The organism is Janibacter terrae, from assembly GCF_039636765.1.
Classification (GTDB): Bacteria; Actinomycetota; Actinomycetes; order Actinomycetales; family Dermatophilaceae; genus Janibacter; species Janibacter terrae.
The window spans coordinates 1-19,877 of the sequence record NZ_CP144167.1; the positions used below are offsets into that span (position 1 = coordinate 1).

Annotated in this window: 20 protein-coding genes and 1 tRNA gene; 7 read left to right on the forward strand and 14 right to left on the reverse strand. The window is 71.4% G+C overall.

The features are described 5' to 3' along the window. Positions 1–74: 74 nt before the first annotated feature. On the reverse strand, positions 75–650 hold the full coding sequence (gene dcd, locus V3C34_RS00005; protein WP_068328965.1) for a dCTP deaminase: 576 nt from the start codon (positions 648–650) through the stop codon (positions 75–77). A gap of 168 nt (positions 651–818) precedes the next feature. On the opposite strand from dcd, the gene V3C34_RS00010 reads away from it, so the two are divergent. From V3C34_RS00010 to V3C34_RS00020, 3 genes are all read left to right on the forward strand, one after another. Further along, a complete protein-coding gene (locus tag V3C34_RS00010; protein WP_082807728.1) occupies positions 819–1,613 on the forward strand; it encodes a mechanosensitive ion channel family protein in 795 nt (264 codons plus the stop codon). 71 nt (positions 1,614–1,684) lie between these two features. Then, positions 1,685–2,446 (forward strand): DUF2382 domain-containing protein, encoded by a 762-nt coding sequence (locus tag V3C34_RS00015; protein ID WP_068328961.1) that lies wholly within the window; start codon positions 1,685–1,687, stop codon positions 2,444–2,446. Between the two features lie 87 nt (positions 2,447–2,533). After that, positions 2,534–3,061: a hypothetical protein gene (locus tag V3C34_RS00020; RefSeq protein WP_068328959.1), complete on the forward strand. Its 528-nt coding sequence runs from the start codon at positions 2,534–2,536 to the stop codon at positions 3,059–3,061. Between the two features lie 24 nt (positions 3,062–3,085). Here the strand turns inward: V3C34_RS00020 and V3C34_RS00025 are convergent, their stop codons facing one another. The 9 genes from V3C34_RS00025 to V3C34_RS00065 all read right to left on the reverse strand — a co-directional run bounded on the left by V3C34_RS00025 (position 3,086) and on the right by V3C34_RS00065 (position 10,396). Next, on the reverse strand, positions 3,086–3,781 hold the full coding sequence (locus tag V3C34_RS00025) for a TetR/AcrR family transcriptional regulator (protein ID WP_068328957.1): 696 nt from the start codon (positions 3,779–3,781) through the stop codon (positions 3,086–3,088). Between the two features lie 79 nt (positions 3,782–3,860). Next, positions 3,861–4,985, reverse strand: a complete 1,125-nt coding sequence (locus tag V3C34_RS00030; protein WP_169702042.1) for a hypothetical protein — start codon at positions 4,983–4,985, stop codon at positions 3,861–3,863. A gap of 147 nt (positions 4,986–5,132) precedes the next feature. Continuing rightward, positions 5,133–6,251 carry an ECF transporter S component gene (locus V3C34_RS00035; protein WP_346007753.1) on the reverse strand — a complete coding sequence of 373 codons (1,119 nt, stop codon included), beginning with the start codon at positions 6,249–6,251 and terminating at the stop codon, positions 5,133–5,135. A gap of 47 nt (positions 6,252–6,298) precedes the next feature. Further along, positions 6,299–6,369 (reverse strand) — tRNA-Gly (locus V3C34_RS00040). A gap of 134 nt (positions 6,370–6,503) precedes the next feature. Continuing rightward, positions 6,504–7,880 carry an LGFP repeat-containing protein gene (locus V3C34_RS00045; protein ID WP_068328945.1) on the reverse strand — a complete coding sequence of 459 codons (1,377 nt, stop codon included), beginning with the start codon at positions 7,878–7,880 and terminating at the stop codon, positions 6,504–6,506. Continuing rightward, complete coding sequence (locus tag V3C34_RS00050; RefSeq protein WP_346007754.1) at positions 7,877–8,362, reverse strand: hypothetical protein; 486 nt, start codon at positions 8,360–8,362, stop codon at positions 7,877–7,879. Before V3C34_RS00050 ends, V3C34_RS00045 begins: the two co-directional genes overlap by 4 nt. A gap of 15 nt (positions 8,363–8,377) precedes the next feature. Continuing rightward, entirely contained in the window at positions 8,378–8,977 is a 600-nt protein-coding gene (locus tag V3C34_RS00055) for a hypothetical protein (RefSeq protein WP_068328939.1), read from the reverse strand. A gap of 86 nt (positions 8,978–9,063) precedes the next feature. Further along, a complete protein-coding gene (locus V3C34_RS00060) occupies positions 9,064–9,855 on the reverse strand; it encodes a hypothetical protein (RefSeq protein WP_346007755.1) in 792 nt (263 codons plus the stop codon). A gap of 4 nt (positions 9,856–9,859) precedes the next feature. Then, positions 9,860–10,396 (reverse strand): MauE/DoxX family redox-associated membrane protein, encoded by a 537-nt coding sequence (locus V3C34_RS00065; RefSeq protein WP_068328933.1) that lies wholly within the window; start codon positions 10,394–10,396, stop codon positions 9,860–9,862. A gap of 165 nt (positions 10,397–10,561) precedes the next feature. Between V3C34_RS00065 and V3C34_RS00070 the strand changes: the two genes are divergently transcribed. Then, positions 10,562–12,433 (forward strand): acyl-CoA dehydrogenase, encoded by a 1,872-nt coding sequence (locus V3C34_RS00070; protein WP_084449842.1) that lies wholly within the window; start codon positions 10,562–10,564, stop codon positions 12,431–12,433. 72 nt (positions 12,434–12,505) lie between these two features. On the opposite strand, the gene V3C34_RS00075 is transcribed toward V3C34_RS00070, so the two are convergent. Both V3C34_RS00075 and V3C34_RS00080 read right to left on the reverse strand, forming a co-directional pair. Then, on the reverse strand, positions 12,506–12,709 hold the full coding sequence (locus tag V3C34_RS00075; protein ID WP_068328924.1) for a DUF6458 family protein: 204 nt from the start codon (positions 12,707–12,709) through the stop codon (positions 12,506–12,508). Between the two features lie 24 nt (positions 12,710–12,733). Next, positions 12,734–12,934, reverse strand: a complete 201-nt coding sequence (locus V3C34_RS00080; RefSeq protein WP_068328922.1) for a hypothetical protein — start codon at positions 12,932–12,934, stop codon at positions 12,734–12,736. Positions 12,935–13,049: 115 nt separating this feature from the next. Here V3C34_RS00080 and V3C34_RS00085 point away from each other — a divergent pair, with 115 nt between their 5' ends. Beyond that, complete coding sequence (locus V3C34_RS00085) at positions 13,050–13,787, forward strand: hypothetical protein (RefSeq protein WP_338537503.1); 738 nt, start codon at positions 13,050–13,052, stop codon at positions 13,785–13,787. 31 nt (positions 13,788–13,818) lie between these two features. Here V3C34_RS00085 and V3C34_RS00090 read toward each other — a convergent pair whose 3' ends face one another. Next, positions 13,819–15,795, reverse strand: a complete 1,977-nt coding sequence (locus tag V3C34_RS00090) for a cytochrome c oxidase assembly protein (RefSeq protein ID WP_338537502.1) — start codon at positions 15,793–15,795, stop codon at positions 13,819–13,821. Between the two features lie 78 nt (positions 15,796–15,873). On the opposite strand from V3C34_RS00090, the gene V3C34_RS00095 reads away from it, so the two are divergent. Next, entirely contained in the window at positions 15,874–16,317 is a 444-nt protein-coding gene (locus V3C34_RS00095; protein WP_068328915.1) for a MarR family winged helix-turn-helix transcriptional regulator, read from the forward strand. A 79-nt stretch (positions 16,318–16,396) separates the two neighbouring features. Further along, positions 16,397–18,367 carry an FG-GAP-like repeat-containing protein gene (locus V3C34_RS00100; protein WP_068328912.1) on the forward strand — a complete coding sequence of 657 codons (1,971 nt, stop codon included), beginning with the start codon at positions 16,397–16,399 and terminating at the stop codon, positions 18,365–18,367. 124 nt (positions 18,368–18,491) lie between these two features. On the opposite strand, the gene V3C34_RS00105 is transcribed toward V3C34_RS00100, so the two are convergent. Beyond that, positions 18,492–19,868: a dihydrolipoamide acetyltransferase family protein gene (locus V3C34_RS00105; RefSeq protein WP_346007756.1), complete on the reverse strand. Its 1,377-nt coding sequence runs from the start codon at positions 19,866–19,868 to the stop codon at positions 18,492–18,494. Positions 19,869–19,877 lie beyond the last annotated feature (9 nt).

A 19,877-nucleotide genomic window follows, 5' to 3' on the forward strand; every position in this document is an offset into this window, starting at 1 on the left:
CGCTCCCTGAGGAGGTCGCGCAGCGAGGCCCCCACCGCTCCCTGAGGAGGTCGCGCAGCGACCGTCTCGAAGGGTCAGATGTCCGTGCGGTGGAAGTTCGCGAAGGACCGGCTCGCCGTCGGCCCCCGCTGCCCCTGGTAGTGCGAGCCGTACGGGCCCGAGCCGTACGGGTGCTCCGCGGGCGAGGAGAGGCGGAAGAAGCACAGCTGGCCGATCTTCATCCCCGGCCACAGCCGGATGGGCAGGGTGGCGACGTTGCTGAGCTCGAGGGTCACGTGCCCGGAGAAGCCGGGGTCGACGAAGCCGGCCGTCGCGTGGGTCAGGAGGCCGAGGCGCCCGAGCGAGGACTTGCCCTCGACACGGGCGGCGAGGTCGTCGGGCAGCGTCACGGTCTCGTAGGTCGAGCCGAGCACGAACTCGCCGGGGTGCAGCACGAAGCCCTCGTCCGGCTCGACCTCGATCAGCCGGGTGAGGTCGGGCTGGTCGGCCGCCGGGTCGATGACCGGGTACTTGTGGTTGTCGAAGAGACGGAAGTACTTGTCCAGCCGCACGTCGACGCTGCTGGGCTGGACCATCGTCGGGTCCCAGGGGTCGAGGACGACCCGCCCGCCGTCGATCTCGGCCCGGATGTCCCTGTCGGATAGCAGCATGGCCCGACCTTAGGGGAGCACGCCGGGCACATGCACCAGGGCGGCCATGCTCCGGGTCACCCACAGAGCGCGTTGCAGGCTTCGACATCAGTTGGCTTACACCGTTTGCATTCCTTAGATTACTGCGTAAGCATGGAAGCCCTCAACGCCGAGAAGAGAGTCCTTTCAATGGATAACGCACTGAACGAACTATGGGTCGCGGTCGCCCTGTACGTACCCAAGATCGTCATGTTCCTGCTGATCCTCGTGATCGGCTGGATCGTCGCCAAGATGATCGGCAAGACCGTCGACAAGGTCCTCGAGCGCGTCGGCTTCGACCGCGCCGTCGAGCGCGGTGGCATCAAACGGGCCCTGGCGGCGTCCCGGTATGACGCCTCGTCCATCGTCGGCAAGCTCGTCTACTACACCCTGATCCTGTTCGTGCTGCAGCTGGCCTTCGGGGTCTTCGGGCCCAACCCGATCAGCGACCTGCTCACCCGGGTCATCGCCTTCCTGCCCAGCATCGTCGTGGCCATCGTCATCGTGGTCATCGCCGCCGCCATCGCCACTGCGGTGCGTGAACTGATCGCCAACACGCTCGGCGGGCTGTCCTACGGCAAGGTCCTGGCCAACATCGCCGCCGCCTTCATCCTGGGCCTGGGCATCATCGCCGCCCTCAACCAGGTCGGCATCGCGACGACCGTCACCCTGCCGGTCCTGATCACCGTCCTGGCCACCATCGGCGGCATCCTCGTCGTCGGCGTCGGCGGCGGCCTCATCAAGCCGATGCAGGCGCGCTGGGAGAGCTACCTCGGCACGATGGAGACCGAGACCCAGAACATCAAGGACGAGGCAGCCAAGGCCCCGTCGGTCAAGGCCCAGGCCCAGCAGGCCAAGGAGGAGATGCAGACCAGCGGGGCACGCCCTCACCCCATTGCGGGCGCCACCTCCACCGACGCTCCCTTCGACGGCACCCGAGGCTGAGCCGGGCTGCGCCGGCGAACCCAGAGAAACAACACGACTTATCGCGTAAACCTATTCCTACGGAGGATCGCATGATTTCCACAGATCAGATCAACACCTTGGTTTCCGGCGGCATCGTCACCGACACGTCCGGCGAGAAGGTCGGGCAGGTCGGGCAGATCTACCTCGACGACGCGAACGGTCGGCCCGAGTGGGTGACCGTGTCCACCGGCTTGTTCGGCACCAGCGAGTCCTTCGTCCCCCTGCGTGGAGCAACGGTGCGCGACGACTCCGAGATCCAGGTCGCCTTCACCAAGGCCGTCATCAAGGACGCACCGCGGGTCGACGCCGATGGCCACCTCGACGCGGACGACGAGGCGGGGCTGTACCGGTACTACGAGATCGAGGACACCGGTGGCGGCGACGAGCGTGTCGGCGAGGGCCAGGACACCTCCGGCCCGAACACCGACGACGCGATGACTCGCTCCGAGGAACGTCTCGACGTGGGCACCGAGAAGGTCGCCACCGGACGAGCGCGTCTGCGCAAGTACGTCGTAACCGAGAACGTCACGACCACCGTGCCCGTCCAGCGCGAGGAGGTCCGCCTCGAGCGCGAGCCGATCACGGACGCCAACCGCGACCAGGCGCTGGCCGGGGGCGAGCTCACCGAGGAGGAGCACGAGGTCACCCTCACGCAGGAGCGCGTCGTGGTGAACAAGGAGACGGTCCCCGTCGAGCGGGTCAGGCTCGGCACCGAGACGGTCACCGAGGAGCAGCAGATCACCGAGCAGGTCCGCAAGGAGCAGATCGAGGCGGACCTGCCCGACGGGGTCGACCCGCGCGACCGCTCCTGAGCCTCGAGCAGCAGTCCCCCATGGCCCGACGCGGGCCGTGGGGGACTGCCCGCGTCACCCCTCGCAACCGCAGCCCACAGGAGCATCATGTGCACGAGCCCCGGCGGTACACAGGTCGGCGTGGTCTTCGTCGGATGGCTCACAGCAGTCGTCCTGGCCCTCCTCCTGACCGCCCTCGCGGCCGGCGTCGGCGTGACCATCGGGACCGGAGCGCACGACTCAGCGACCTACGCCCCCGACAGCGGCAGGGGCATCGGCCCGGCCCGGATGGTGACGCTGCTCGTCATCCTGTTCATCGCCTTCCTCGTCGGAGGCTATGTCGCCGCCCGGCTCGCCTCGTCGGGCGGTGGCCGGCAGGGCGTCGCCGTCTGGCTGGGGGCCGCACTGGTCTCAATCGTCCTCGCGGCCCTCGGTCTCGTCGCGGGTGACAGCCTCGACGTGCTGACCCAGATCGACGTCCTCGCCAGCATCCCCGTCCGCCCCCAGCAGGCAGCGACCGGGAGGCCCCTGCCCCTCGTCACCACCGCGCCAGTCACGCTCCTCGGAGCAGTCCTCGGAGGCTTCGCCGGGGAGCGGCACCGACGCATGATCCATGCCGCCGACTTGCCGATGTAGGCAGCAGTCCGACGGTGGCCGCCCTCACTGCGACATGTGCAGCTCGATCCGCTCGATGAGAGTCTCCAGTCCGATCTCGAACTCTGCCTTCGAGTGGTCCTCGCTCAGCTCTCGCCGCAATCGCTCCACCGTCGGGAAGCCGCTCAGGTCCATGTCGGCGTCGCCCTCGGGGATCGACGCCTGCCCCTCGTCGAGCGCCACCTCCACCGGAGCGGTCTCGGCCCCGCGCACCACCGACTCCAGCAGCAGATGCCCCAGGAGGAAGCTGCTGAAGGCCCGGTACACGCGCACTGCCTCCTTCTCGCCGAACCCGTGGCCGATCATCGTGTGGAGGAAGTCCTCCACCAACGACAGGCTCCGCAGCGGAGGACGCAACCAGGGAGCGGCCGGGTGTCGGGTCGCGATCAGGGGAAAGGCCGATGGATGTTCGGTCGCCACCCGCCGGACCTCGTGCGCGAACGTCTGCAGGTAGCCCTGCCACGTGTCGACAAGCTCGACGTCGAGATCATCCTCGAGGCCGCGCAACAGGTGAGCGACCACCGCCTCGAGCAGGTCCTCGCGACCGGAGACGTGCCGGTACAAGGACATGGCTTCCACGCCCAGCGCCTTCCCCAACGACCGCATCGTCAGCTTCTGGGGTCCCTGGGCGTCGATGTATGCCAGGGCCGCACGCACGATCAGGTCGCGGCTCAGGCGCCCCCGGGTCAGCGTCCCGCTCATCCCGATCAACCCCCCACATCCGTCTCGGCCGGGCTGCTCCCCGTCGAGCTGAGTCTTGACCAGCCTAACCTCGGCGCCGTCAGCCGTCTCGGCCTGCGTCGGCGACCGCGCGTCGCGCGGGCCAGAACCCGAAGCAGTCGATGACCACCGACAGCAGGGGGAAGGTCACCGCGAGCAGCGCCGAGGCGAGCCAGACCTCGCCCTGGTACCCGGGGCCACCGAAGGGCACATCTCCTGACACCCGCGTGGCGAGGACGGCGTACAGTCCGGCCAGCACCAGTCCGATCACGGCCGCAAGGACGGCGGAGGCGAGGCCTCGCACGGGCTGGGCAGCGGGCAGAGGCAGAGCCCCCTCGAAGACGTTGAGCACGACGATCGAGCCGAAGATGAAGGGGATGGCGACCCCGACGAGGAAGGTCGGCGGGTCCAGGCCCCCGACACCGGTCCCCAGCCACATCGCGAGGGCACTGACCACCAGGATGACCGCCGTCAGCGCTCCCGCGCGTCGCGCCCCACCCGCGAGCGCCGGGGTGCCGGCGAGCGGCCAGAGGTCCAGGTGCAGCAGGAGCAGCGCCACGGCCATGGTCGTGACGACGAAGGTCATCAGCGCCCAGGCGTCGAAGGGCCCACCGGGGTCGATGGCCGCGACGTAGGCGGGCCCGGCCTTGAAGGAGTCGTAGCTGGCCAGGGCCAGGTAGGCGGCGACGGCGACGAGGTAGGCGGCCAGCTGGAGCGCGAGGCCCGCCAGGACCTGGTGGCCCATCCGCCGGAAGGGCCACCCGTCCCACACCACCGCGAAGAGGAAGGTGAACGGCACCGCCATGATGACGATGTGGGCGACGTTGGGCGAAGGGGGTGTCCGCCCCTCCCCGAGCACGACGTTGACCACGACGGCCACGATGGCCGCGACCACGAGGGCGAGTCCGGTCAGTGCGAGGCCACGCCAGGGCTGCGCCAGGCGGGTGAGCGCCCGCGGGTGCTCTCCCCGCCAGAAGGGCCCGACGACGAAGAGCGTCGGCACCGCGCAGACGAGGTAGTAGGAGACCGAGTCACGGAAGGTCGGCCATTCGAGCGTCGCGATGAGGCCGAGGGAGACGATGACGACGCCCACCAGGACGAGGAGACCGAGGAAAGGCTGCCGCAGCGCGGGTCCCGGCCCTCCGTTCGTGCGGGCGGTACCGGTCACGGGTTCGGCTGCTGGCATGGGGCGAAGGTAGGTCGCCCCCGACGTCCACGGGCTCGGTGTTCCTCGGACGGAAACTGCGGTCGGCGGTGTTCGGGATTGTTCGGAGTGGTCGCTCCGGGCGCCGCGTGTGCCGCATCCTCGATCACGGACGGTGAGGGACGCCGATCAGGCACTGCCAGTGACCTCCGGGGGGAGGATCCGTTCGCCGACGCGCGGCGAACGGACGACGTCCGGTGATGACCCGTCCGGGGGACGGGACGGGTCATCACCGCGCCACTCGGGGCCCGCGATCGCGTCGGCCGTCGTCAGCCCGATGAATCCCGAGACCAGCTTGTCGAGGACCGAGGTCAGCAGGTTCATCACGAGCACGGCCGCCGGCAGGCTGTGCAGGCCCAGCCGGACGCGCTCGGTGAGCTCGTCGCCGGAGTGGCCGACCGACCCGCCGTAGACCACCAGCAGGGTCGGGGTCGCGACGAGCGTGCAGACGAGCGCCGCGACGAGGTTGAGCACGAAGAACCGCGGCATGGTCCGCGCCATGCCGAACCGGCGCGCGCCGTACCCCCACACCAAGGCGCCCGCGACGTTGACCAGCGTGAAGGCGGACGAGACCCCCGGTGGGGAGCCGGCCTCGCCGAGGACATTGGTGCTCACCCCCACGAGCGCGCCCCACCACGGCCCGAGAGCGAGCGCGGAGACGGCCGTGCCCATCATGTCGAGGTAGAGCGGCAGGTGCAGGGTGTCGACGAGGAGCCGACCCAGCAGGTTGAGCACGACGCACCCCACGAGGACCGCAACCAGCCGGCGCACCGGCAGGGGCAGCCGCGGTCGAGGGGCCGGCGGCTCATCGCCCTTCGCAGCCGCGGGCGCGGCCTCCGCCTCCGGCGCGGGCTCCGGCACGCTCTCCCCCGGCTCCGGCTCCTCCGGGGCGGGCTCGCGCACCGGCGCCGGCTCCACGCTCAGGTCGTGGTGGCGCTGCGTCCACGCCTCGACGTCGTCCTCCGTGCCGCCCAGTGCCCGGACGATGTCGCGCAGGAGGTTCACGTCGAGGCGGCGCCGACCGGACCGGAAGGCGTCGTACACGGTCGTCCGTCCGGGTCGCGCGCTGCCAGCAGGTATCCCGCGCTCGCCTCGTACGCGGTCGATGCGCAGGGCGATCTCTGCGTAGGAGGGGTTCCCGGCGTGATGGCGCAGCTCGCGCAGGTCCGCCGCCAGGGCGTCGAGCCCGCGGGGCGCTGCGTCGTCGCCGACGGGCTCGCCGTCGTCGCCCGGGGCCGCCTCAGTCACGGGGGTCAGGTTAGCCGTCGCAGGACAGGAGAAAAGGGAGAGAAGAGAGCCGGTGACGGGAATCGAACCCGCGTGTCCAGCTTGGGAAGCTGGCGCTCTACCATTGAGCTACACCGGCGCGCGAGGCGCAGCGGCCATGCTAACCCACCGATGCAGGGCTACGGACACCAGTCGTCCCTTCGAGACGTTTGCAGCGCAAGCTCCTCCGGGAGCGGTGGCCGGAGCGGCGGTCGGGTCCGCGCGGACCAGACCTCAGATGACGATCGTCCCGCCCTCGAAGGTGCACGACCACCGACCATCGGAGCGGCGGGTCGTGTCGGAGGTCGGGTAGCCGTAGGGGCCGGAGTGTCCCCCCTTCGCCACCCACGCGTCGAGCATCGCGGTGGTGACGAGGCGAGGCGTGCCCGACCCCAGGCGCCAGAGCTGGCCGCCGGCGAAACGTTGGCGGCTGCCGCGCAGGGTCTTGGCCGCGACGGCCACGGGCAGCACGAGCACGCCGCTCTCCGCGCCGTGCCGGCGCCAGGCCCTGGCGAACTCGCCGGAGACGTGCACCCCCCGGGCGCTGCCACGCTGGCTGATCGCGCCGCGCTGGAAGTGCTGCACCCACCCGGACGAGACCGTCCTGCGGTTGGACGTCGGGTAGCCCAGCTCGCCCGAGGTGCGGCCGGTGTCCTCCCAGATCGTCCAGGCCCCGGCGTACACCGCGTAGAGCGTGCCGAGCGAGGGCCCGGCGACCGCGCCCTTCTCGAACCGCTGGGTCAGTCCCCCGGACTTCGAGAGGTACTCCAGGCCCGACGGGTAGCCGAGGCGCCCCTTGACCGAGCCCTGGGAGACGAGCACGTCCACGACGCCCTTGCGGATCGGGATCGCCCGCTTGACCCGGGTCGAGTGGTAGATGCGACCGTTCGAGTACCGCACGTAGGTGCCGACACCGTCCCCGACGGAGCGCACGGGACCCATGGAGTGGCCGAGGTGGGAGCGCTGCTCCCCCATGGCGTAGTACCGCGAGGAGATCGCGCCCCACTTCGGCAGGAGCGAGGTCGAGTGCTCGGAGGTGCGGTTGTCGACGAGGGAGGTCGTCGTGCAGTTCTCCCACTGATAGGGCGGCGTGCAGCTGACGACGCGGCAGTGGACGCCGCCGCTGCACGAGACGTGCGTGTTGCACTGCCCGTAGCGGAAGGCGTTGCAGCAGATCCGGCGCTGGTCGCACGTCGCGCTCGAGCCGGTGCCGCAGCTGCAGGACCAGCAGCGGGAGTCGCAGATGTGGTCCCGGCAGCCGGTGGTGCACCGCGAGCAGGTCGCGTTGCAGTCGACGATGTACCGGTACCTGCCGCCGCACCACGAGGAGCCGGCGGCCTTCCACCAGCCGGCCGCGAAGCTGCCAGGCGGGCAGGCGTTCGCCCCCTTGTTGATCGTCGCGCAGAAGACCGTCCAGCCGGAGGAGGCCGTGCTGCCGGGGCCGCAGACGGTCGCGTAGGCCGAGACGGGGCGAAGGGCGTAGGCCTTGGGGTCGACGACGAGGGCCGACCCGGCGACCGCGGAGCCGACGAGGACGTCGCGCCGGGACACCTCCGGCAGGCGTCCGGCGATCGAGTCGACGAGGCGCGCGGTCCACGACCCCCTGCTCATCGGACCCCCTCCACGGTCCCGGCCCCGGAGACCCTGATGCCGGCGACGACCCGCGCGATGCGCGGCACGACCGCCATCCGGCGCGAGTGCGCCCCGGTGACGGCGTAGAGGCAGAAGCCGTGGCCCCCTTCGCTGAAGAACCACTGGCCGGCGCTGCGGCCGGGCACGTACCTGGCCAGCCGGTTGGCGGCGAACTGCGAGGGCGAGACGACCGGGCGCCCCTGCCGGGCGAAGAGCCCCGTCCCCGCGACCTCCGGACCGTGGTCGATGAGCGCGACGAAGCCGTCGTCCGGGCCGAGGACGTCGATGAGCTCGCCCCCGAAGTCCCCGAGATCGGTCGGGAGCGGCCGCGAGGCCGCGTGGAGGATCGGGCGGGTGTGGTCACCGGCCCCCGATGTCGCTGAGCGCAGGGGCACCTGCGGCCGCCGTCGCACCCGCACGTGCCACCCCGTGGGCACCTGCGCCGAGATCGTCACTGCCATGTGATGCGCTCCCCTTCAGACTCCGACCGCCGTGCCGGCGCACAGCAGCGCGGCCAGGGTCAGTGTGGTCCACGCCACCCTAGCGGCCGGGGCCTCCCAGCGGCCGAGTACGCCGAAGACGTCGTGCAGGTCCTGCGGCGAGTCCACGCGGCGCACCAGCGCGAGCGGGAGCGAGCGCACGAGCCCGAAGACGAGCCCGATGAGCGCGCCGGCCCACCACCGCCCGGCGAGGAGCTCGGCGAGGAAGACGGCGTAGGTCGTCGTGCTCGTGATGATCGTGACGAAGCCCAGCCCGAGCTGCACGCCGAATCCCAGCCCGGTCACCCAGCCGCGGTAGCGCCCGATCCACTCGCGCTCGACCTGCCGCCGCCACGAGGGCACGCCGTGCCCACCCGAGCGCACGTCGAGCACGAGCCCCACGACCAGCAGCAGCGCGAACCCGCCGAGCACCGGCGCCGACCCCCGCACGCCGTCGGGCACGAGGGAGCCCACGAGGCCCAGCAGCGCTCCCACGAGGCCGGCCGCGAGCACCGAGCCCACGAGGTACGCCGCGGCCGTGCGCGTCCAGCTCGCTCCACGTCCCCGCTCACCGAGCGGGGTGATGCTCGAGAGCATCGACTCGCCTCAAGGCGACCACGTGGCGCGGATGGCGGCGACGACCGCCACCGGCACGCCGAGCACCAGCCCGAGGAGGACGGGCGTCATCTGGGGTCGGCGCCCCGCCCCGGCTCGCCCCCGCGCCCCGGCAGCGGCTCCGGCCGCAGGCTCGGGTGGTCCGGGCCGATCCCGGCCGCCAGCAGCTCGGCGTCGACCGACGCCGGGTGGTCCCGGTCGCCCCGGTCGACGAAATCCTCGTTCGCACCCGGCCGCTGCTCGTCGTCCGCCACGGCCTGGGCCATGAGGTCGCTCACCTGGGCCCACGTCGTCGCGGAGCCCTCCCCGAGCACGCGTCCACCCTCGACGTAGACGAAGTACGGGCTGCCCGGGATCTCGAAGTCGCCCCACGCGGTGCTGGAGCGCACGAGGTCGAGGTGGGGCGGGGCGACCTTGGCGAGGGCGGACGGGGACTCCTCGTCGTCCCCCTTCGTCACGACGAGCAAGCGGCCGCCGCCCGGGACGTCGACCGGCTGCCGGAACTCGGTCCAGAAGCTCGCGCACACGCTGCACCCGGTCGTGAGGAAGGCGAGCAGGGTGCGCCCGGAGAGGTCCTCGCGACGCTCGTCGCCGCCACCCAGCCGCGTCCCGACGAGCTCGGGCACCCCGGCACCGTCGGCGCGGCCCCGCGCGACGACCCCCGTCTCGAGCTCGACGGGGACGGGCCCGGGCGAGCCGGTGGCCGCCTCCGCGGCGCGGTCCAGCTCGAGGCCGGCGCCGAGGTCGTGGAGCGACTTGAGGATGAGCGCGTGGCTGCGCAGGAGCCCGAGGACGAGCACCGACAGGAGCACGAGGACGACGAGCTCGCCGATGACGAGGGTGAGCAGGAGCGGGTTCACGGGGTCAGGCCTTCCGGGTCGAGCGGATCGCGGCAGCGGTCGTGGTGGGCAGGACGGCGATGACCTGCCAGGCGAGGAAGCCGACGAGCCCGGCGAGCACCACGGTCACGGCGAGCCCGCCGATGTCCGCACCCCACCACGGGGCGGCGGGCGGGGCCACCGCGACCGCGAGCGCGGCGAGCGCGAGCAGCCCGGTGACGAGGGCGTGGCTGCGGGTCGGGGGCGTGTCCGCCCGACCGAAGCACCCGCACGAGGCGAGCACTCCCCCCTTCGCCAGGGCGAGGAGGACGAACCCGGTGAAGCCGGCGTGCAGGAGGGCCACGGCGAGCGCGCTCCACCGTCCGGGCAGGACGAGGGCGGCCGCGCCGGCGACCACCTCGGCCGCGGCGAACCCACGGACGACGAAGGGGGGCACCCGCGCCCCGACGGAGCGCAGCGCGCGCACGAGGTCACCCGGGTCGAGGACCTTGGGCAGGCCGGCGAGGACGAGCAGGGCCCCCGCGGCCAGGAAGGTCGGACCGGCCCACGCCCAGACGAACATGCGGATCCCCCTCACGGGTCTCGGTTCCCGCGGCACGCTACCCGTTCGTGTGCGTCAGGTCACCGCGACCGCCGCTTGCCACAGCTCGCACCTCGGGTGAAGATGGATGAAAAGCCGAGGTAAGCGCTTGCTTACCCCACCCGAGCAGACCAGGAGTCACCCCCGATGGGTCACTACAAGAGCAACCTGCGCGACATCGAGTTCAACCTCTTCGAGGTCTTCGGTCGCGACGAGGTCCTGGGCCAGGGCCCCTACGAGGCGGTCGACGCCGACACCGCGCGCGAGATGCTCAAGGAGTACGCGCGTCTGGCCGAGAACGAGCTCGCCGAGTCCTTCGCCGACGCCGACCGCAACCCCCCGGTCTTCGACCCCGAGACCTCGTCCGTGGCGATGCCCGAGTCCTTCAAGAAGTCGTACAAGGCCTTCCAGGACGCTGGCTTCTGGTCGCTCGACCTGCCCGAGGAGCTCGACGGCACCGTCGCTCCCCCGTCGCTGCGCTGGGCGATGAACGAGCTCGTCCTCGGCGCCAACCCGGCCATCGGCATGTTCGGCGCGAGCTACTCCTTCGCCAAGCTGCTCTACCTGCTCGGCACCGACGAGCAGAAGAAGCTCGCGAAGTGGATTGCCGAGAAGGGCTGGCACTGCACCATGGTGCTCACCGAGCCCGACGCCGGCTCGGACGTCGGCGCCGGGCGGACCAAGGCCACCGACAACGGCGACGGCACGTGGAACATCGAGGGCGTCAAGCGCTTCATCACCTCGGCCGAGTCGGACATGACCGACAACGTCGTCCACTTCGTCCTCGCCCGCCCCGAGGGCGCCGGCCCGGGCACCAAGGGCCTGAGCCTCTTCATCCTCACCAAGTACGCCGTCGACCTCGAGACCGGCGAGTTGGGCGAGCGCAACGGCGTCTACGTCACCAACGTCGAGAAGAAGATGGGCCTGAAGGTCTCGACGACCTGCGAGGTGACCTTCGGCGAGAAGCACGCCGCCGTCGGCACCCTCTTCGGCGACGTCCACGACGGCATCGCCCAGATGTTCCGCGTCATCGAGAACGCCCGGATGATGGTCGGCACCAAGGCCATCGCCACCCTCTCCACCGGCTACCTCAACGCGCTCGAGTACGCCAAGGAGCGCGTCCAGGGCGCCGACCTGACGACGCCCGCCAAGGACGCGCCGCGTGTGACGATCACCCACCACCCGGACGTGCGCCGCAGCCTCATGCTGCAGAAGGCCTACGCCGAGGGCCTGCGGGCGCTCGTCACGCTCACGTCGAGCCAGCAGGACACCGTCGACGTCGAGCAGCTCGCGACGGGCGTCGAGGAGATCGCCGACGACTCCCCCGCCGCGATGGCCAACCGGGTCAACGACCTGCTGCTGCCGATCGTCAAGGGCCTGGGCTCCGAGCGGGCCTGGACCCTCCTCGGCACCGAGTCGCTGCAGACCTTCGGTGGCTCCGGCTTCCTGCAGGAGTACCCGATCGAGCAGTACGTCCGCGACGCGAAGATCGACACCCTCTACGAGGGCACCACGGCCATCCAGGGTCAGGACTTCTTCTTCCGCAAGATCGTGCGTGACAACGGCCAGGCGCTGGGTCACCTCGCGATGCAGATCCAGGAGTTCGCCCAGGACGTCGACGCGCAGGGCGGTGCGCTCAAGCACGAGCGCGAGCTGCTCGGCCAGGGCCTGGAAAACGTCCAGGGCATCCTCGGCGCGATGTTCCAGGCGCTCATGGCCTCCGACCCCAAGCAGGAGGGCTCGGACATCACCAACATCTACAAGGTCGGCCAGAACACCTCGCGTCTGCTGCTCGGCGCCGGCGACCTCGTCGTCGGCTGGCTGCTGCTGCGCCAGGCCGCCGTTGCCACCGAGGCCCTCGAGGCCGGCGCGGAGGGCAAGGACAAGGACTTCTACACGGGTAAGATCGCCGCGGCGAGCTTCTTCGCCAAGAACGTCCTGCCGCTCCTGGCCGGCGAGCGCGCCATCGCCGAGGCCACGGACAACACCCTCATGGACGTGCCCGAGTCGGCCTTCTGACCGGATGGGCACATGACGAAGGGGGCGCCCCGCCAGCTGGCGGGGCGCCCCCTTCGGGCTGTGCCCGGTGCGTCAGAAGCGACGGTCGTCGTGCACGACCGTCTCGCGACGACTGCGGTTGAGCACGAGGCTGAGGATGATGGCGAGGACGCCCAGACCGATGGCGATCCAGCCGATGACCCCGAGGTCGAGGCCGACGACCGTCATGTCGCCGTTGTAGGCGAAGACGATGACCAGGCCGACGAGCAGGAGGAAGATCCCGGCTCCGATGTACATGTGGCGCTCCTTCTTGTCTCCGGCTCAGAGCCGGCTGTCGGTCTCTCTGACGTCGACCCGCGGGGCGGGGTCATGACGGCCACGCGGCTCACGAGGATCGGTGTGGACCGAGAGCTTGGTGGGGATGCTGCGCTTGCGGGGCGGACGGTCGAGGAGGAAGAAGGCGACCAGCATGACGAGGCTGAACACGACGACGAAGATCCAGAACACGGCCTCACCACCCATCGCGCACCTCCCTCCTCGGCGTTTCGGTCCAGCGTAACGCGGGGAAGGGGGCACACTCGGGGTTGTGACCCCGCGAGTCACAGCAGCCACACTCGCCACACCCTTGGAGCTCCTCATGCACCCGACCCGCGCGATGTCCCTGACCGCCACGGCCGCCCTCGCCCTCTCGCTCGCCCCCACCGCCGCGAACGCCGGGACCGAGGCCTCGGCGGCCACGACCGCGGCCTCCGCCAAGCGTTCGTCGACGGTGACGATCACCGTCGAGCCGCTGTGGAGCGGCATCGGCGAGAAGCTCGTCGCCCGCGGCGAGGTCTACGAGACCGACACCTACCGACCGCTCGCCAACCGCTCCATCGTCTTCCAGGCGCGCAACGTCGGCTCCTCCACGTGGACGACCATCGCCCGTCCCGAGACCAGCTCGGACGGCGCCTTCCGCGTGGACCTCAAGCCCGACCGCTCCAAGACCTACCGCGCCGTCTACAAGGGCAACGCGTGGTACGACGGCGACCACAGCAACTGGGAGCGCCAGACCGCGACGCCGGGCACCAAGGTGCGCACGAGCGTGCGGCTCTACCAGACCTCCACCGGAGGCACCCAGGTCAGGGGGCGTCTCACCAAGCTGTGGTCGAGCTCGATCCGGCCGCTGCGCTCGGCCAACGTCTACATCCAGGCCCGCCAGGCCTACGGGACCTACTGGTTCGACGCCGGTCACACCAAGACCAACGGCCACGGCTACTACGCGTGGAGCACGTCGGTGAAGCCCAACGCCTGCTACCGCTACCGCGCCATCTACAAGGGCAACAGCACGTGGGCGGCCAAGAGCAACGAGGCCGAGTGGACCAGCTGCAGCTGACCCCACACCCCACGGCGCCGACCGGCCGAGCTCAGTCCTGACGACCGAGCTCGGCCAGTCGCGCGTTGTAGGCCTCGAGCTCGGCGTCGCCGTCACGGTCTGCCGTGCGGTCCCGGCGACGGGTCTCCTTGTCGTCGTTGCGCATCCACTGCCAGGCGACCGCGACGGCGAGCACGAGCGTGGGCGCCTCGCCGACGCCCCACGCGATGGCCCCACCGGTGCGCTGGTCGCCGAGCGGGTCGTCCATCCACGGCAGGTTGAGCCGGCCGAAGAAGTCCGGCGCGAGCAGCTCCGTGGACTGCGTGAGGATCACGCCGAAGAAGGCGTGGAAGCTGATCGTCGTGAAGAGGACGACGAGCAGCGCCAGGGGCGACCAGCGCCTGGGCCCCGGGTCGATGCCGATGAGCACCCAGGTGAACATGTACCCGGTCGCGAGGAAGTGCACCATCATCAGCACGTGGCCCGTGTGGGTGCTCATCGCCAGCTCGAAGAGCGGGCTGTAGTAGAAGATCGCCAGGCTGAAGAAGAAGAGCGCGGCCGCGACGGCCGGGTTGGCGAGCACCCGCAGGTAGGTCGAGTGGACGGTCGCGAGGACGAGCTCCCGGGGACCGAGGGTCTTGTCCCTGCGAGCCGGCAGCGCGCGCAGCGCCAAGGTGATCGGCGCCCCCGGCACCATGAGCAGCGGGGCGATCATCGCCACGCCCATGTGCTCGACCATGTGCCAGGAGAAGAGGAGCTTGCCGTAGACGGCCGGCCCCCCCGAGGTGAAGTAGACGAAGACGAGCCAGCCGGCCACCCAGCTGAGCGTGCGCAGCGTCGACCAGTGGTCACCGCGGGCGCGCAGCCGCAGGACCCAGCGCACGTAGACGAAGATCGCGATGGCCGCGACGGCCAGCCACAGCCAGTCCACCTGCCAGGCGGTGAGCCAGCTCGAGCCGGTCGGCGCCCCCGGGTCCGGGTAGCCGCTGAGGTCGTAGACGATCGCGTTCTCCGGAGCGGTGGGCGCGCTGCCGGGAGTCGGCGTGCGGCCCACCGCAACGCCCAGACCCATGGCAGCGGCCATGACGGCGACCTCGCCGACGGCCAGCCGGACGAAGGGGGCGACCCCCTCCGCGCCCGCCTCCAGGACGGCGATGGTCCGGCTGCGGTGCCACCAGCCCAGGGCGCCGAGCACGACGGCCGCGACGGTCTTGGCGACGAGGAGGACCCCGTAGCGCGACGCGAGCCCGCTGAGGTCACCGATGTTGATCCACGCGGCGAGCAGGCCCGAGCCGACGAGCAGGACGAAGCACCACGCCGCGATGCTCGAGTACCGACGGACCGTCACCGCGACGTGCGAGCCGAGCGAAGGGCGGACCACGAGGAGCGCGACGAGCCCGCCGACCCACACGGTCGCCGAGACGAGGTGGAAGGCGAGGGCGTTGACCCCGCTCATGTGGTCCAGGCTCGCCGACGAGTGCCCGGACAGGGCGAGGGGCAGCAGCGCCAGGACCGAGCCGCCGGCGCACCAGGCCAGGGCCCCCTTCGTCCTCGCCAGCGGGGCGGCGAGGGCCACGACGGCCACGAGGAGCGAGGAGATGACCGCCGTGCGGGTGCTGTCGAGGTCCCAGACGAAGGCGGTGAGCTGCGAGACGTAGGCCGGGTCGGTGAGGGGGATGCCGGCCAGCGAGGCGAAGTCGGTGAGCAGGCGCCCGACGCCCGCGAGGAACCAGACGATCGCCGCCACGCCCGCGAGCTGGGCGAGCGTCTCGCGCCGAGCCGTCCTCGTCGTCTCCGGCACGAGGAAGGCACCGACCACGAGGGCACCGACGGTGACCGCGGCGGCCGCGTCGTGGACGACCCGCAGCACCGGCAGCGACCAGCGCACGAAGGGACCGGGGTCGCCGAGCTCGAGCGGTGCCGCGCCGCCACCGAAAACCGTCGCGGCGAGGACCACCGCGACCGCCACGACCCCCAGGACCACCAGGGGGACGGGGGTGCTGCGGGGGGTGCTCGACGTGCTCGACATGCCCTCTAATCTAGGCAACGAGGGGGCCGGCGCCCGCATCGGTGCGCGGGGCCCCCTTCGTCGACCTGAGGAGGACCGGTGCCCACCACCCCACGCCAGCTGAGCCTGAGCGTCATCCGGATGCTGCGGATGCTGCACGCGACGCGTGCCCGCGCTCCACGCGTGCACCCCTCGGTCGAGCCGAGCCACCACTCCGTGCTCGTCGCGGTGCGCGACGCCCCGAGCCGCGTGGGCGACATCGCCGAGCGCAACCTCTCCGACGCCTCGACCGTGAGCCGGCAGGTGAGCCACCTCGTCGGCCTCGGGCTGCTGGAGAAGGTCCCGGACCCCGACGACGGCCGCGCCCAGCTCGTGGCCCTCACGCAGGAGGGCACGGCCCTGCTCGACGACCTCGTCGCCCGCCGCGAGGCCTGGTTCGGCGAGCTGCTCGCCGACTGGAGCGACGAGGACCTCGACGCCTTCATCGGGTACGTCGACCGGTTCTGCGACGCGGTCGCCGCGGACCAGCGACACCGTCCCTGAACCGCGCGGCGCAACCGGGCCCGTCCCCCCTGCGTCTGGGATGATGTCCGCGTCGCACCGCCACCCAGGGGGATCCACCATGTCGCACCGCCGCGCCGTCCTCACGGCCCTCGCACTCAGCACCTCCGTGGCGCTCGCCGCCGCCCCGGCGACCGCCGTGCCGGGGGACGTCACCGCTCCCCAGCCGGTCGAGCTCGACGTCATCTGCGACGGCATCGGCGCCGACACGGTGACCGTCACCGGTGACCTCGCCGACGGCGGCACCGCGAAGATCGAGCGCGGACCGCTCCGGGTCGTCGGCCGCCCGGGCTTCACCGGCACCGATGCCGACGGCGACCGGGTCGCGGTCGCGCCGAGCGGCACGGGCACCACCTGCACCGTGCAGGAGCCCACGCGCGACGAGGCGCTCGACGAGGTCCTCCCCCGAGCCCAGGCCGCCAAGGCTGCGCCCACGGGCGACGTGACCGGCGCGCTGACCTTCACCGTGACCGTCGACGACTCCGTCGCCAAGGCCACGCGGGGCGTCGACTCGACGACCGCCGCGCAGGCCGCGCTCCCCTTCGAGTCCGAGCTGCGTCGCTACCTCGGTTCCCGCCCGGGCGCCGTCGGCGTCGCCGTCCGCCTGCCCGGCACCGGCCGCTCGTGGACCTACACCAAGACCTCGTCGCGCAATGTGACTGCCAGCATCGTCAAGGTGCAGATCATGTCCGCCGTGATGATCAAGGCGCAGGAGGCCGGCCGCGGGCTCACCTCCTGGGAGAAGTCGAAGATCGTCCCGATGATCCGCTACAGCGACAACAACGCGACGACGGCCCTCTTCGACCACATCGGTGGCCGAGCCGGCCTCGACCGCGCGGGCTCGCGGCTCGGCATGACCCAGACCTACGCCGACCCGTACAACCACTGGGGGCTGACGAGCACGACCGCCTTCGACCAGGCCCGGCTCATGGAGCACTACGCCCGCCCGTCGTCGGTCCTGAGCTACAGCAACCGGGTCTACGGCCTGAGCCAGATGCGCCAGGTCACCGCGAGCCAGGACTGGGGCGTGAGCGCCGGCCCGCCCGCCGGGACCGTCGCCCTGAAGAACGGCTGGCTGCCGCGCACCGACGGCTGGCACGTCAACAGCATCGGCTGGTCGAACTACGGCTCCGCCGACTACACGATCGGCGTCCTGACGCACGACGACCCGGGATCGATGGGCACGCAGATCTCGACGATCGAGGGCGTCTCGCGCATCGTCTACAAGAACCGGCTCTCGCTGCTGCCGAGCACCCCGCCCGCGCAGCGCGGCGCACGCGGTGACCTGGACGGCGACGGCAGGGTCGACCTCATGGGCACCTCCGGCACCGGACGGGTCTACGTCATGAAGGGCAACGGCAGCGACGACTTCGGCGGCAAGACCCTCGTGAAGTCCGCGCTCTCCGACGCCACCTGGTTCGGCCACGCCGGCGACGTCAACAGGGACGGTCGCTCCGACGTGCTCGTGCGCCGTGGCGACGGCCGGCTGCAGCTCATGTACGCGACGAGCACCGGTCAGCTCGGCGTGCTGAAGACGATCGCCACGGGCTGGGGCTCGTACACCGACATCGCCTCCGGTCTCGACGTCGACGGCAATGGCCGCCTCGACGTCGTCAACCGCAAGGTCGGCGGGTACGTCGACCACTACGAGCTGAGCGACTCCGGCACCCTCAAGCGGGTTCGCTCGATGGGTCGGCCGGCGCGCTACTACCCCAACGTCGAGCTCGTCCAGGACGTCGACGGCGACGGCCGGGACGACCTGCGCGGCATCGCCTCCGGCGGCCGGATGCGCACCTGGACCTCGCAGGGCACCTCGTGGAGCCAGACGGCCGCGACGAGCACCGGCTGGGACACGTACCGCACCGTGCTCGTCCCCGGTGACGTCAACGGCTCCTCGACCCACCAGGACGACATCGTCGCCGTCCTGCCCTCCGGTCGTGGACGGGTCTGGTACGGCGCGACGGGCGGCGGCCACACGAGCAGCTACCACGTCCTCTCGGAGGGCCTGGGCAACCTGCCCTTCCTCTTCTGACCCGGCCCCCTCCCTTCCCTCCCGATGCTGCATTCCCCTAGGGCAACGCAGACCTGAACCCGCATTGCCCTAGGGGAATGCGGGTTCAGGTCTGCGGGCTCGGACCCGGGTCCTGCGGGGGGGGTCAGGCCCAGAGGAAGGCGGTGCCGGGGTCGTGCAGGAGGGCTCCGACATCGGCGAGGAGCTTGGAGCCGAGCTCGCCGTCGACGAACCGGTGGTCGAAGGAGAGCGCCAGCTGGGTCACCCAGCGCGGCTCGATCGACTCGCTGCCGTCCGCAGCCGTGACGACCCACGGCATGCGGCGGACCGCGCCGAAGGCGAGGATCGTCGCCTCGCCAGGGTTGAGGATCGGCGTGCCCGTGTCGACGCCGAAGACGCCGACGTTGGTGATCGTCGCCGTGCCGCCACCGAGGTCTGCCGGCTGGGTGCGACCCTCGCGCGCCGTCGCGACGAGCCCACCGAGCGCGGCGGCGAGGTCGTGCAGCGAGAGCGAGTCGGCAGCCTTGATGTTGGGCACGAGCAGCCCGCGCGGCGTCGCCGCGGCGATGCCCAGGTTCACGTCGGCGTGCAGCACGATCTCCTGCGCCGCCTCGTCCCAGCTCGCGTTGGCCTCGTGGTTGCGGCGCAGCGCCAGGCAGAACGCCTTGGCGACGAGCAGCAGGGGCGTGACCTTGACGTCCTTGAAGGCCTTGTCCCGCTTCAGCCGCTCGACCATGTCCATCATCGCCGTGACGTCGACGGTGACGAACTCCGTCACGTGCGGCGCGGTGAAGGCCGAGGCCACCATCGCCTCGGCGGTCGCCTTGCGCACACCCTTGATCGGGACCCGGACGTCCTGACCCGGCGCTCCGCGGCCCACCTGGCCCACCGCTCCCTGAGGAGCTTGTCCAGCAGCCGTCTCGACGGGGGCGGCCGACGCACCCGACGCCGCCGACTCGACGTCGGAACGGGTGACGATGCCCCCTTCGCCGGTGGGGGTCACCGACTGCAGGTCGACGCCGAGGTCCTTGGCGAGCTTGCGCACCGGTGGCTTGGCCAGGGCGCGGGTCTGCGCCCCGGTGAGCGGCGCCGGGGCCGCAGCCACGGGCGCCGCCGGTGGCTCGGGAGCCGGTGAAGGAGCCGCCTCCGCGGCAGGGGCGACGCCTCCCCGGCGGGCACGCCGACGGGTGCTGCCCGCCTTGGCGCCGTAGCCGACGAGGTTCGGCCCGGAGGCCTCCTCGGTCTCGCCCGGCGCGGCCGGGGCACTGGCCGGGGCCGCGCCGGCGACCTCGACCGAGATGATCGGGGCACCGACGTCGACGGTGTCGCCCTCGGCGACGAGGAGCTCGACGACGGTGCCCGCGAAGGGGATCGGGAGCTCGACGAGCGACTTGGCGGTCTCGACCTCGATGACGATGTCGTTGACGGCGACCTCGTCACCGACCTGGACCTTCCAGGTGGTGACCTCGGCCTCGGTGAGGCCCTCGCCGGGGTCGGGCAGGTTGAAGAGCTGGACGGCCACGGGGGTCCT